This window comes from Chryseobacterium salipaludis (assembly GCF_022968825.1).
GTDB classification, from domain to species: Bacteria; Bacteroidota; Bacteroidia; order Flavobacteriales; family Weeksellaceae; genus Kaistella; species Kaistella salipaludis.
Genome location: NZ_JALHKS010000003.1, coordinates 403474 through 416827 on the forward strand (window position 1 = coordinate 403474; position 13354 = coordinate 416827).

General features: G+C 46.5%; 11 protein-coding genes and 1 pseudogene. All 12 read right to left on the reverse strand.

What is annotated here, in order from left to right:
* Positions 1–88: 88 nt before the first annotated feature.
* The 12 genes and pseudogenes from MVI27_RS07395 to mnmE all read right to left on the reverse strand — a co-directional run bounded on the left by MVI27_RS07395 (position 89) and on the right by mnmE (position 13145).
* Positions 89–325 (reverse strand): hypothetical protein, encoded by a 237-nt coding sequence (locus tag MVI27_RS07395; RefSeq protein ID WP_246960191.1) that lies wholly within the window; start codon positions 323–325, stop codon positions 89–91.
* A 523-nt stretch (positions 326–848) separates the two neighbouring features.
* Positions 849–1949 carry a Fic family protein gene (locus MVI27_RS07400; RefSeq protein WP_246960193.1) on the reverse strand — a complete coding sequence of 367 codons (1101 nt, stop codon included), beginning with the start codon at positions 1947–1949 and terminating at the stop codon, positions 849–851.
* Between the two features lie 170 nt (positions 1950–2119).
* Positions 2120–2257 (reverse strand): YgjP-like metallopeptidase domain-containing protein, encoded by a 138-nt coding sequence (locus MVI27_RS11945; protein WP_416346217.1) that lies wholly within the window; start codon positions 2255–2257, stop codon positions 2120–2122.
* A 131-nt stretch (positions 2258–2388) separates the two neighbouring features.
* A pseudogene (locus MVI27_RS11950) lies at positions 2389–2583 on the reverse strand (hypothetical protein); the annotation flags it as partial.
* A gap of 184 nt (positions 2584–2767) precedes the next feature.
* The gene (locus tag MVI27_RS07405) at positions 2768–4015 is read right to left on the reverse strand and encodes an immunoglobulin-like domain-containing protein (RefSeq protein ID WP_246960195.1); all 1248 of its coding nucleotides are present in this window, start codon (positions 4013–4015) and stop codon (positions 2768–2770) included.
* Between the two features lie 408 nt (positions 4016–4423).
* Positions 4424–5050, reverse strand: coding sequence for a chloramphenicol acetyltransferase (locus MVI27_RS07410; protein ID WP_246960196.1), 627 nt, complete (start codon positions 5048–5050; stop codon positions 4424–4426).
* Positions 5051–5161: 111 nt separating this feature from the next.
* Positions 5162–6742, reverse strand: a complete 1581-nt coding sequence (locus MVI27_RS07415) for a DHA2 family efflux MFS transporter permease subunit (RefSeq protein ID WP_246960198.1) — start codon at positions 6740–6742, stop codon at positions 5162–5164.
* A 71-nt stretch (positions 6743–6813) separates the two neighbouring features.
* Positions 6814–7935, reverse strand: a complete 1122-nt coding sequence (locus MVI27_RS07420) for an HlyD family secretion protein (RefSeq protein ID WP_246960200.1) — start codon at positions 7933–7935, stop codon at positions 6814–6816.
* Between the two features lie 57 nt (positions 7936–7992).
* Entirely contained in the window at positions 7993–9309 is a 1317-nt protein-coding gene (locus MVI27_RS07425) for a TolC family protein (RefSeq protein WP_246960203.1), read from the reverse strand.
* On the reverse strand, positions 9293–9910 hold the full coding sequence (locus tag MVI27_RS07430; protein ID WP_246960206.1) for a TetR/AcrR family transcriptional regulator: 618 nt from the start codon (positions 9908–9910) through the stop codon (positions 9293–9295). The genes MVI27_RS07425 and MVI27_RS07430 overlap by 17 nt, the downstream gene beginning before the upstream one ends.
* A gap of 413 nt (positions 9911–10323) precedes the next feature.
* Positions 10324–11046, reverse strand: a complete 723-nt coding sequence (locus MVI27_RS07435; RefSeq protein WP_246960209.1) for a hypothetical protein — start codon at positions 11044–11046, stop codon at positions 10324–10326.
* A gap of 710 nt (positions 11047–11756) precedes the next feature.
* A complete protein-coding gene (gene mnmE, locus MVI27_RS07440) occupies positions 11757–13145 on the reverse strand; it encodes a tRNA uridine-5-carboxymethylaminomethyl(34) synthesis GTPase MnmE (RefSeq protein ID WP_246960211.1) in 1389 nt (462 codons plus the stop codon).
* Positions 13146–13354 lie beyond the last annotated feature (209 nt).

A 13354-nucleotide genomic window follows, 5' to 3' on the forward strand; every position in this document is an offset into this window, starting at 1 on the left:
CCAGAATATATTTCCGGTTTCATATATACATACAAAAGGCTGCCGGCGCGGCAACCTTTTCCAGTTGATTCAAATTCGGCTGTGAATCCTACTTCGGTTTCCTATTATTCTGTGCAGAATCCGCTTTTGCGGTATCGGTCGCCAGCGAAGGGCCGTCCATCGGCGAGGTGCTGTTCGAGCTGGTGGAATCGCTTTTATTCTGTATGAGCTCATCATAGGTTTCGGCATAATCCGCCGAGCCGCTGCTATCGGGTTTGTTATTCTCCGAGCAGGAAGCAGCCAACAGGGCCGCTGCAAAGGTGAGTGTTAAAACAGTTGATTTCATATCGTTAATTTTTTAATGTGAGACCTGTTTTCGGTTACAATTTCAGTTCCCCGGATAACTCAGTAAAAACCAAGCCAAATTGTATACGCGGTGATTGGGTGAGCGTTTTTTAGACTTGCGTAGGGGATTGCACAAACAGTGGGGAATATAATATTGAGCCGTTAAAAGGAAATAACACTATGGTATAATACCCTTTCGCGTATAGTGATAAAGCATTAAGGGTAATTATACTTTTTCAAGTATAATTTTTTTTGAACAGTAGATAGTGGACTTTTGAGCAGATGCGTTGAATTATCTGAAAGGCGAGAAAGAATGATGGTATTATTTGCCGATACAAAAAATAAAAAACCCTTTGCTGTCGGCGAATTACAAAGATTCAGGTGTACAAAAGCTGTACAATATTATCTTAACTTTAGATGATGCACTAAATCTTTAAAATATTGTTTTGACCAAACCTTTTTAGAATCGTGGTGCGAAAAGACAGCGTTTCTTTATACGTTTTCAAAAGCAGAAATAGATTGTTTTACAATGCTGTTTTCAATTCGTAATGCGTGCTTCTTCCTCCAGATTTTGCTTTGATCAAAATCCCTTTATTGACTAGATCGGTAATATCCCTCAAAGCAGTATCCTGTGATGATTTGGTGATTTTTGCCCACTTAGAAGTAGTCAAGTTGCCCTCAAAGTTATCCATGAATCTGTTGAGCATTTTTTGCTGGCGTTCATTACTGATCTTACCTGCATTTTTTACCCAAAACTGATGTTTCTTCACCACCTTATCAATGATCGTGTCAGATGAAATAATTGCGTTCTTCAAACATTCAAGAAACCACACGATCCATCCCGTAATATCTAAATCGCCTTTTTGTGTATGTTCTAAGATTCTGTAATAGGACTTTCTATCATTTTTGATTTGCGCCGACATACTGTAAAACCGCTGGTTTACTCCGTCAGCTTTAGAAAGCTGCATATCAGTAATAGCACGGGCGATACGACCGTTTCCGTCATCAAACGGGTGTATGGTTACAAACCATAAGTGGGCTATTGAAGCTTTTAATATAGGATCTAAATTTGAATCTGTATTGTACCAATTTATGAACTGTTCCATTTCCTGTTTTAACAGTTCTGCTTTTGGTGCTTCATAATGCACAGTTTCTCTGCCCATTCCACCCGAAACAACCTGCATATCGCCTGAACTCCATTTAGCTACCTCGATTTTGTGCATTCCGCTTCTGCCTGCTGGGAATAATGAGGCGTGCCAACCGAATAACCGTTCATCACTCAATACCTTATCGTTGTTTTGCGTAGCATCCAGCATCATTTCTACAACTCCGTCAATATGTCTGTCGGAATGCTGCAAGCCTGAATCTTCTAAACCTAATCTTGTTGCGATGGACGAACGAACTTGTTCAGGGTTCAAAATTTCTCCCTCTATTTCGGAAGACTGAACAACATCCTGAATCAATGTTTCTAAATTAGCTTCATCCTTTAATTCAAAACCAAGCATCTCTACTTTACCCATGAGCTTTCCCTGCAGGTTTCTGACTTCACCTAACAGCGAAATAAATTCCTGCTCATTCCATTGGAAATCTGTCCAGTTTTTGAGTTGGTGAATGTAAATCGCCATATTGTTTATGATTGATGCGGCAAATATACTTATTATTCTCCGCAAAATATGCGGAGAATAAAATGATTTTTCTCCGCAAAGTTTAAAATTGGTTACTTTCTGGAAAAAGCGTTCGTAGATTTTGCGATTAGTTGTTACAATCCCCTTTTGGGATACAAGTGTAATATTTACTAATCCATCATTTCATTTCCTGCCACAGGAAGCGCATTGAGTTCACGCTGATATTCCCGCCAGTTGGGCATATACCGATAAAGTAATGCCCGGAATTCATCATTATGATTGGGAACTGAATCTAATAAATACTTTATTTATAGGTTTTTGCAGCCACTGAGGTGTACAAAAGAAATACATTAAGATCTTATTTTCAAATGTTTTACCAAATCGCTAAAATACACTGCTGACCAAATGTCCACCGCTTTGGTGTTCGGTATAAACCTTTCTACATCTTTTTTGCAGTATCAAAATTAAGACTGAAAATCCGATTTGCCAGTAATGTTTTGAATTCCTCTTCTGAAGTGCTGTTTTTATGCCAGTCGCCAATGTCCTTAGCTCTTTCGAGAAAATAATCAAGATTCAATGATATACCTTTTCTGATATACCATTCCAAATCGTACCAGTCCCGACCCTTTACATTGTTGCCCCATTTTCGATTATATTCTCAATATTTTACATTCCTGATAGACCGTTTGGAATCGGAGTACGCATCAACAGTCGCGAAACGATTTTATATCGTGCCGCATTACAGAGATTGCATAGCAGCACTATTGTTTTCAGCGGTTAAAGCAAATCTAAATTTTAAACATTTCGTACAGGCCAACTTACTCAGTTACCTTAAATTCCGCCTGTAGCGTTATTTCTTTTTTGCCCGGATATTCAGCGGCGGACTTGGAAATTCTATAATGGCCGTTCGGAAGGTTTCTCAAAAGATAGGTATGCATTTTAATACGGCTGCTTTCCGTCTGCGGGTTTATTTTATAACCGATATCATGTACCAAGCCGCCCTCTAACTTCACTTTTTCCCACTTGCCATCCTTTTTTCTTCTTTCTAAAAAGAAACGATCTCCGGTCAGGTAGGGATCTTCCGCGTAGTTGATCACTGAATAAAATAGGGGTTTCTGCGCCATGAGATCCCCGCGTTTAACAATTGCAGGAAATACTAAACACAGCGTGCCGGCCGCCTGTATATCGAATTCTTTAACTGCCTCTCTTCTCACTTTATCTGCAAAATAATATCCTTTAATCACCCGGTATCTTCCGCAGGCAGGTTGATCCGCAAATGAGGTCAGGGGAAACGGATATGTTCTTTCTGCTCCGGGAAGCAATACATACTCCATACTTACAAAAATGTAGATATCAGTGAAATCAATCTTTTCCCATTGGCTTCCGTTCCATTTCTGAAATATGAGATAGGAGTCGTAATATATAGGCTGGTCATGTGTGTTGGTAAGCGTGAGCGTTATTGATTGGTTTTCCACCTTAACAGACAGAAGATTTTCCTCGGAAAGGTCTTTTCCGGTTATTTCCGGCTGAGCGTTTTGCGGTGCTGGATTATTTTCTGCACTGGCAGCGTTGTCCTTTTCAATCCTGAACTCTCTGATCCCCTTCCTATCTGGTTTGTCATTGAAATTGTATTCTTTTATGACGCGATACTTCCCTTCTGAAAGTGGTTTATTGAAAACCTTAGAAGAAAAAGCGTGCGTTCGTGTTTCACCAGGTTTAAGAATATATTCTATGCTTGGAATTCCATAATTTCTGACATAATCCACTTTTTGCCACTTGCCATTCTGGAACCGTTCAAAAATGAATTTAGCACCATAAAACAGTTCTTCAGGGAAAACATTAGTGATCTTGACTGAAATATTTCTATCCTCAACATCTACTGACAGGATGTGCTCCTGTGAAATTACATTTTGATGTTCCCACTTGGCAGCAGTATCTGCTGTGGACTTTGGTACGGCATCAACCGGATCAGCGCTATTGATAGCTTTAGCGGTGCCTTCATCTTTAACAGCTGAACTGCAGGAACAAAAGACAAGAGCTACGATGATAACAAAAAATAATTTCATTTCCAGCTTTTTTAAGGTAAAAAAAATAACAAACTTTAAAGGAAGGATAAAAAAAGATACAAAAAGGCAGCCGGTAACACTTGGGAAAATCTGCGTTTAACTGAACGAGCTGCTCACTATAATTTAATTTGCGCTGTTCTTCTTAATTTTCATTATCTTAAAAAAAGATTTTTCCACACATCAACTTTTGTAATTGGCGGACAACCGGACTTTATGCCGTGTCAGATAAACGCTCAAGGTTAAGAGGCGATGAGAACGGGATTTTTCTGGCTATAAAATGTAATTTGTACCTGTCAGACTAAAAACGATCCAAAAATGCAGTCTGTAACAACGTTTGCAAAGTCTGGCCCCTATTCGTTTTGCCTGTACAGCTGCCCTGCCGGCTTTACTGCGTGTTGTTAGGAGACATTAACGGTCCAGTTCCTGCTGAAAAGTTGTTAAGTACTTTGCTAAATGAAAGCCGTCTGCCAGCCCGTGATGGGCTTCAACCGACACAGGCAGGAACTTGCGGTCACCGCGCACCGTAAACTTTCCAAATGTGATTTTCGGGACAGATTCGCTTTTGTCCAGCCGGCTCGGATGCAACAGCGCCGTAAAGGAAGTCCAGGGTATCGTGGAGTACCGGACCAAATCAATCTTGGCATCTTCGTTATTAAGTCGCAGGCCGTTTGAATTTTTGACGGCCATAATTTCGCTTTCCAATTCCCGTTTGAACGTCTCAAAATCCGGGGAAAAATGCACGAAGATCAACCCAAAAGTGCCGTCTGGCCTTCCGATCGTAGCTCCGGCGTGGACTTTGTCAAAAGCAACGACCTCTTCACCGGTGATTCGGTATTTGAGTTCCTCCACAGAATTGACGGCCAGCATCGATTTATGTAAATAATGAGCAAAGAAAGATTCGCCGTTACGCTTAGCCTTTTCATGGGCCGTTGTGCAGTCCACTTCAGCTGTGATTCCGAAAAAAGGACTCGCCATGCCGGAAAAAAAATTGAAATGTTCTTTGCGTTTCCACGTCTTCAGATCGATTGGAGTCATATTGCTGCTTTTTTTGCCTTACGGTATTCTTTCAGCTGTTACAGAAATTGGGGCTGCCGCGGCTTGGTAAAGATACTGATTCCGCATCTCCTGCTGCAAACGCGATCAGGATTAATGCATCGCGTCACCTACGTCAATGGGCTCCCGGCCTTTCGATTCCCGCACCAGAAGCACAAAAGGGATACAGATCAGGAACAGCACGCCCAGGTATAAAAAGACATCCATATACGAAAGCACCGATGCCTGTTTCAGCACACTGAGATCCAGCATTTTATAAGCACCCTGCAGCGCCTGATCAGCGGAGTAGCCTTTCTGCAGCAATCCAGCTTTCAGGGCAGCCAGCCGCTGCTGCACGTCGAAGCTGTTAGCATCCAGATGCTCAACCAGATTCGCGCGGTGTTTTACGGTTTGATTTGCGATAAACGTCGTGATCGCCGCAATGCCAAACGAGCCCCCGAGCTGACGCATCATGCCTGTAAAAGCAGCTCCCTGTCCGATCTCCTGACCGCGCAGCGTCGACAGTGCCAGCGAGGTGATCGGGATAAATAATAAGCCCAAACCGGCTCCCCGCACGATCAGCATCCAGAAAAAATCGTCCTTGCCCGTACTGGGCCCCAGTATTTTGTAACCCCAGAAACTGTAAATGAAGAAAATAAGCAATCCGAGAGAAACCAGTAGTTGCTGTTTCACGCCGCGGGTCAGCAGCCGGCCGATCAGCGGCATCATTACCGCGGTCGTTACCGCGGCTGGTATCATCAGGGCTCCCGATTGCAGTGCCGTCCAGCCCAGGATGCTCTGGGTATACAGCGGTACTATAAAGGTGGATCCGTACAGGCCGAAACCTAAAACAAATGACATAATAGTCCCGATACGCAGATTTCCGTTTTTCAATACACGCAGTTCTACGATCGGGTATTTGCAGGTAAGTTCCCGCCACAGAAACAGTATAAAGCCAATCACCGCCATCGAAGTGAATAAAACGATCACGCGGCTGTCAAACCAGTCCTCTTCATGGCCGCGCTCGAGAATATATTGCAGCGAGCCTACCGTAATTGCCAGCAGCACAATGCCCCACCAGTCGATATCGCTGGCTTTTCTTTTTTCGGAAAACCGGGGGCTGCGCACAAACTGCAGTGTCATAATCGTGGCCGCAATTCCCAGCGGTATATTAATATAAAATATAAAAGGCCAGCTGTAGTTATCTACGATATAGCCTCCGAGCGGCGGGCCCAGCGTTGGGCCGATAATCACACCCAACCCGTAGATTGCCTGGGCCATACTTCGTTTTTCCAGCGGATAGGATTCGGTAATGATCGTCTGCGACGTCACCAGCAGAGCGCCGCCACCGATACCCTGCATCAACCTGAAAAAGACAAGTTCCCAGATATTGGTCGCGTTACCGCACAGGAAAGAAAAAATAGTAAATATGACAATGGAAGCCGCGAAATAATTACGTCGCCCGAATTGCTGAGACAGCCAGCTGGTCATCGGTACGATGATAACATTTCCGATGGCATACGCGGTGATAACCCACCCGACTTCAGACAGGGTAGCGCCTAGGTTACCCTTCATTTCATTCAGCGCTACGTTGACAATCGTGGAATCCACGATCTCCAGCAAGGCACACATAATAGCGGTGATAGTAATGATAATGCGGCGCGAACCGTATTCTACTAATGAATCCTGTTGCATGTATCTTCGATAGTTTGGCTGGCAGGTGAAAAAGCTGTTTTTTGCGCACTCCTGCCGAGGGAAATTACCCGTTATTGTAAATCAACCGTTACTTTGGCGTTCATACCGGCGCGCAGACGGTTGGCAACCGCCGGGTCAATATCGGTAAAATTGATCCGTACCGGAAGCCGCTGCACCACCTTCACAAAATTGCCGCTGGCATTGTCGGGTGGCAGGATGGAAAAACTGGAACCGGTAGCGGGCGAAAAGGAGTTGACGATACCGCTGAATTCATGATCCGGAAAGGCATCGATTTCAATATGAACCTTTTGACCCTCCACCATTTTAGACAGCTGAGTTTCCTTAAAATTCGCAATAACCCAGAGGGTATTGTTGCGCACCAGGCTGAAAAGCTGGGCACCCGCCTGCACAAACTGGCCCTGCTGAGTGGGAACTTTGGAAACGTAGCCGTCTTCCGGTGCTACGATCACCGTGTAGGACAGATTGAGTTTTGCATTCTCTACTTCGACTTCTCTTTGTTTGGCCATTGCCGATGCTACGCCGATCTGCTCTGAACTGGCAGCCGTTTGCGAAGATACAATCCCCGTTTGCTGCGCCGCCTGGTTGCGCTGATCGGTCAGTACCTGCAGCTGACGGTCGGCAGACTGTTTGGCGGCCAGCGCTGTTTCGTATTGCTGCTCGGTGATGGTATGATCTTTCACCAGATTGCTGTAGCGCTTGAGATCCTGGCTGGTTTTCCAGACATTCACTTTTGCCGCTTCAATCTGGGCATTGGCCGTAGCGATCGCTGCGTTGCTGGACTTCATGTTTTGGGAAGTGGCACTGGTGGAAGCACGGGCGGATGAAATGTTGCTCCGGGCCGTGCTTAAAGCGGCTTCTGCTGCAGCCACCGCCATTTTTTGATCACGGTTGTCCAGCACAATCAGTGTATCGCCTTTTTTGACGAACTGATTATCCTGCACTCTTACCTCGGAAACATAGCCGGATATTTTGGAGATGACGGGGCTCATATCAGCCGCGAGCTGTGCGTCATCCGTTACCTCATGGCTTTGGGAAAATGCGTACGTACGGTACCCAAACAGGCCGCCGCCGATCAGCACGACGGCGAGAATGATCGGAAAAACGTAGCTTTTCTTTTTCTTTTTATAAACAGGAGACTGCTCCGGTTGTACAGGGGTTGGGGTATCTTGCATGATAGTTTTTTCTGTTTCGGTTAGTGGAGTTTTGGGAGAAGTTTTCACTGTAAATTCTTATTTTAAAATGAATGTTCCTGAAGTCTGCAGGAGCTTTTGGTAGGCCAGCGCCGCATCTGCCCGGGCATTTACCACATTCACATTGGCTGCGATCTGTGCCGCATCGGCATCCAGCAATTCGGTGATGGTGGCCAGGCCATTATCAAATTTTCTTTTCGTAACACGGTAGTTTTCGTTCGCTTGTGAAGCTGCCTTTTCATACACGCTGATTTTTCTTCTGGCGAAGCTGGCATTCTGGTATTCCCGGTGTACCTCTAAGCGAATCTGGTCCTGCAGCAGTTCATCGCGCGCGCTTAGCTGTGCCTGCTGTGCCTGTGCCCGCTCCAGCGACGCATTCTTTTTCCACAAATGGTCAATAGAATATTCAAGCCCGACGCCGATGTTAGCCGCGTTAACAACCGTCAGGATCTTGGGAACCGCGGCCGCCACATATCCGCCGGTCAGTGCGATGCTGGGCAGATTTTCCGCCTTGGCAGCAGCAATACCCAGGTCCGATGCCTTCATTTGATACGCCAGCGCCCGTAGGTCCTTCCGGTGCTGCAGCGCCTGTGCCAGGTAATAGGAAACCTCTTGTGTATCAGAGCCCTCAAGAAGATAACCCTCATCTACCGAAATTTCCGTTTCTTCCGGCAGACCCAATAGCAGATCCATATTGATATTGGCGATGCGGTAGTTGTTTTGTGCTTCCAGCAGCTGCAGTTCAATCTCAGAGGTCTGCAGGTTCGCTTTCAGCCGGTCATTTCGCGCAATAATACCGTTGTTCTCCAGTTTCGCCAAAGAAGCATCTCTGTTCTCTGAGGCCGAAAGGTTTTCGGTAAGTACCTTGATGGCCTGATGAGCCTTGAACAGATTGTTATACGCTTGTGCAACGGTGTACGCAATGGCGGTCTGATTGTTTTCCGCACTGAGTTGAGCCGCTTCCACCAAATATTCGGCGGATTGAATTCCGTATCTGATCCGGCCGCCGGAAAATAACGGCAGCGATGCCGATACATTTCCGAAAAAAGCAGAGTTGGCTTTGGGTGTCGCAGCGCCGGGTTGCGCCGGCGGCGCAATCATCAGGTTGACGTCTGCATTGGCCAGCGCCAGTGCACTTCCTGATACTGTAAGGCTGGGGAGCTGCCTGTTTTTGGCCTCGAGGTAATGCGCCGTTGCTTCCCGCACCTGAGCCGCATCGATTTTCAGGTTTTTGGAATGCAGAATACCAAGATGCACTGCCTCGTCCAGACTAAGTGCCTGCGTTTGCTGTGCCGGCATATTAGCTGTGCCAAGCAACAGCGCGGTTGCCAGCATTATTTTATTTATTTTCTTCATGCCCTAACAGGTGTTTTAATATGGAACTAAGATGGGTGTTGAGATCTGCGAAATACTGTTCTTCATAATCAGGGCCGGCCTCAAGATAACTTTGATACATAGGCAAAAGATTTAAAGCGGTGAAAACAGTCCCCGATACGGTGCTGTGCAGAAATTCCAGTCTTGGCTTTCGCGTGAAAATTCCACTCTCGTATCCGGACTCCAGCAGTTCCGCATAGATTCGGAGAAAACCTTGCTTCGATTTGGAAATCATCGTGGAGATCCGCGTGTTCGCATTGCGGAGTTGCTCGCGCTGCAAAATCAGATAAAAAGTTTTGAGAGTACGTACACGCTGCACATAACGGCTGATTATAATGCGCAGTTTTTCCCACGCATTCAGTGTCTCGTTTGCCAGAATATCTTTGCTGAAAGAAAGACTTTCATTCATACGTACTTCAAATATTTTTTCAAAGAGCTTTTCTTTGGATCCGAAATAATAGGAAATCATGGATACATTGACCTTGGCTTTATTGGAGATGTCACGAATCGAAGTCCCGTCGAAACCCCTCTCAGCAAACAGCGCTTCGGCATGCAACATCAGATGTTCTTCCTTGGAAATCATATTTTTGATTTTTTCAGGGTGCAAAGATACCACATTTTCAGAAAAAATCAATCAAACGTTTGAATTGTTTTTTATCGGGAAAGCTGAAAATAAATGGTCTTTCATAATATTTGCCTCTCACTTTCTCCCCATTACCACCCGGGGCCTGCTTCAAAATTCCGCGACACAACACCGGAAACCAGCGCTCTCGATGCGGGTGTGGTTAATAATACCTGCAGAGAAAGATATCGCCTTTTTTTAGGAATCTGATAACAAAGCGTATGCTGCGCCTGCCGTATTATAGACACAACGTGCGCTGCTGCACATCAAATATGGTTCGCGAAATGGAGGATGCAAGAATCATAATTGCTTAACTTACAAAAAGTTTAGCCAGAATTGAGCTACAGCGGGCTTTGTGGTTTCGTTCGCAAAAATTAATCGCGCTGAACCTCCGCGATACCAAGGAAAACGGGATGAGCCGCGCAGATATCGCCTGTGCTGCGCATGCTGGTAATCTGTACAACCGCCAGTAGCGGGCCTTCCCCGGCGGGAATCTGAGCCAATGCGGGTGTCAGGAAACCTGCTTCCATTTCAGCAATCCGCGCAGGCTCAGCCAATATTCGGTTCCAGACACAGGTTTCGAAATCAAAGCGGACCATTCCTGCCAGGACTTCCGCGTGAACATCAGCGTCCTGGACTTGCAGACTGGTCCGCTCAACAGAAAAACAGCGCATTTCATGATTGAACGTACACTGGTAAGCAACGGGCGAGGATACAGGTAAGAAATTAAATTCACGCAGTAGTTGCCGGCCTTCTGCGGTAGTAAGGCCGCCCGCCACGGTGCGGCTGCCCTTTTCTGCTGCCGGGTCTTTATCTTTGATACGCAGGAATAGCTGCATCAGGCGGCGGTGCAGCGTTCCGTCTTTATTGGGCAGCAGGAACGGTTGCAGCGCCTGTTTAAAAGCTTTGTTCACCAGCGAACAGGCTGCAAATTCACAGTTGCTTTGCCGAACAGTTTCCATTCGCGGCGATTCTTTGATGGCTTTGCGCGTAAAGCCGCCACCTGCACTGCGCGCCAGCGGCATGCCTGCTGAAATGTAAAAATTAATGCCGCCCAGCGTACCTTCTAAAAATACAGGGCCTTCCTGTCTTGCCATATCTTTTCTTTTTTTCTCTCCGGATCATGCAGGCCAAAGGCGGGTCAAAGCCCAGTCCCAGGCACGGATATGCCGACTATAGTGTATGGACCATTACCGTCATCACACCTGCAAACCTGAGAAAGTTTCACTGTAACAGCTTGTCTGTGAGCCTGTCGTCGCGTACCAAGTTACTGAATTTTATATAGCGGAGGCCTGCTGTCTTGCGCGCTGCCCTTGCCGCTGCGATTGGGCAAGCTATTTTCAGCAGCATCTGTAATCAGATACTCGAAACCCGTACACTTTGATGCTTCTCCGCGGAGCAACTGCTTGTGATATTACTGACCACGCAGACCGTCATACAAATAGAATTGTATATTGGATAAAAAAAGGGACAAGACAGTAACTTTAAAGGCAGAAACATAAAGTAATCTCCTGGTCTTGCTGTTTTAGGAAATACTGAATCCATACCCTCAGCCACTGCGGCCATCGTTTAATCCCTTACAAAATTCAGCAAACTTCGGAAAACATCCAAAATATCGTCGGTAGCACCGTCGGATATCTCAAGACAAATTCATCCGCGATATATAGCTAATCCCGCTGCTTATTTGAGCCTGCTTCCGGTCCGCGATACGTCACATTTTTCTCACTGCATTTCATTTCATGCCCATGCACCGTTTTTCTGGTGGAGAACAAGCCGTCTCTATTGAAAGACCCGGGTATGATATCATTTATTTACCAATACAGAACTTCGAAAAAATATTGCCCAGCACCTCATCATTCGTAAACTCACCGGAAATTTCACCCAAATGCTCCAGGGCTGCACGCAGTTCGTACGCCAGTAGTTCCGTGTGAATACCTGCGGTTACCGCGTCCTCCACCTGCTGTACGGACTGCAATGATTTGCGCAATGCGTCATAGTGCCGTTGGTTGGTGATCACTACATTGCTTTCCTGGTCCTTCAGCTGTTCCACATAGTCCGAAAGTTCGTGCTTGATCAGTTCCACATTGGTTTGGTTTCGTGCCGAAATTCCCAGATACGTCTGCACTTTTTCCGGCATCAGCGCCGACTGAATCTGCTGTGCAAACGCCGAGTCCTGGTGTGTTGCCAGATCCATCTTATTCTGCAGCAAAATAATCTTCATATCCTGGCGCCAAATTTCCTGCACAAAATCAATAACTTCGGACACCATACTGTCCGTTTCATCAAACAAATACAGAACGATTTTGGCGGAGGCAATTTTCTCGCGCGCTTTCTTCACCCCGATTTCTTCGATCACGTCCCTCGTCTCCCGGATGCCCGCTGTATCGATGAACCGAAATGCCGTGCCGTCAATATGCAGCACTTCCTCAATCGTGTCCCGCGTTGTGCCCGCAATATCAGATACAATGGCGCGTTCCTCCTTCAGCAGTGCATTCAGCAGCGTGGACTTGCCCGCGTTGGGTTTGCCCACAATGGCTACTTCTACGCCATTTTTAATCGCGTTGCCATAGCGGAAACTTTCGGTCAGGCTCTGGATTTTGGCTTTCAAACGGTGAATCAGTTGCACCAAAGACTTACGGTCTGCAAACTCCACATCTTCCTCCGCGAAATCAAGCTCCAGTTCGATCAGCGAGGTAAAATTCAGCAGATCATGCCGCAGCACCGAAATCTCCTGCGTAATCCCGCCCTTCAGCTGGTTCAGCGCCACCTTGCGCGAAGCTTCATTTTCCGAGGCAATCAGGTCCGCAATCGATTCCGCCTGCGACAGGTCGATACGGCCGTTCATAAACGCGCGCATGGTGAATTCTCCTGCTTTCGCGAGGCGGGCGCCGTGGTTCACCAGCACTTCCAGAATGCGTCGGGCAATATGCGGTGAGCCGTGAAAGGAAATTTCTGCAACATCCTCAGTCGTAAAGGTTTTTGGCCCTTTGAAAACAGATACCATCACCTCGTCCACAGTTTCGTCGCCATCCTTCAGAAAGCCGTAATGCACCGTGTGCGACGCCTGCGCCGTAAGGTCGCGCCCCTGAAAAACCCGCGCTGCAATCGCTATAGCCTGTGGCCCGGACAGCCGAATAATGCCGAGTGCACCTACCCCGTTAGCAGTAGCCAGCGCACAAATGGTATCTTGATTCATGCCTCAAAATTACGGAATTAATCTTTTCAGGAGCAGGGCGGCTCCGCACCTGCCGGAGAACCGTCCCGCTTTCACTACTCGCTTGCCTCGCCGGCTGCCGCCGGCGCGGCAGAGCTCGAACAGGTCGTTCAATCGGGGCTATACTGGAGAGGAAAGAGAGATTTGGTCGGGTCTACCTTACCATAACAAACATCCAGGGTTAATACTCC

Bases quoted from the DNA above. Each gene is read 5' to 3' on its own strand.
- MVI27_RS07395 (WP_246960191.1), bottom strand. From the start codon at position 325: ATGAAATCAACTGTTTTAACACTCACCTTTGCAGCGGCCCTGTTGGCT.
- MVI27_RS07400 (WP_246960193.1), bottom strand. From the start codon at position 1,949: ATGGCGATTTACATTCACCAACTCAAAAACTGGACAGATTTCCAATGG.
- MVI27_RS07405 (WP_246960195.1), bottom strand. From the start codon at position 4,015: ATGAAATTATTTTTTGTTATCATCGTAGCTCTTGTCTTTTGTTCCTGC.
- MVI27_RS07410 (WP_246960196.1), bottom strand. From the start codon at position 5,050: ATGACTCCAATCGATCTGAAGACGTGGAAACGCAAAGAACATTTCAAT.
- MVI27_RS07415 (WP_246960198.1), bottom strand. From the start codon at position 6,742: ATGCAACAGGATTCATTAGTAGAATACGGTTCGCGCCGCATTATCATT.
- MVI27_RS07420 (WP_246960200.1), bottom strand. From the start codon at position 7,935: ATGCAAGATACCCCAACCCCTGTACAACCGGAGCAGTCTCCTGTTTAT.
- MVI27_RS07425 (WP_246960203.1), bottom strand. From the start codon at position 9,309: ATGAAGAAAATAAATAAAATAATGCTGGCAACCGCGCTGTTGCTTGGC.
- MVI27_RS07430 (WP_246960206.1), bottom strand. From the start codon at position 9,910: ATGATTTCCAAGGAAGAACATCTGATGTTGCATGCCGAAGCGCTGTTT.
- MVI27_RS07435 (WP_246960209.1), bottom strand. From the start codon at position 11,046: ATGGCAAGACAGGAAGGCCCTGTATTTTTAGAAGGTACGCTGGGCGGC.
- mnmE (WP_246960211.1), bottom strand. From the start codon at position 13,145: ATGAATCAAGATACCATTTGTGCGCTGGCTACTGCTAACGGGGTAGGT.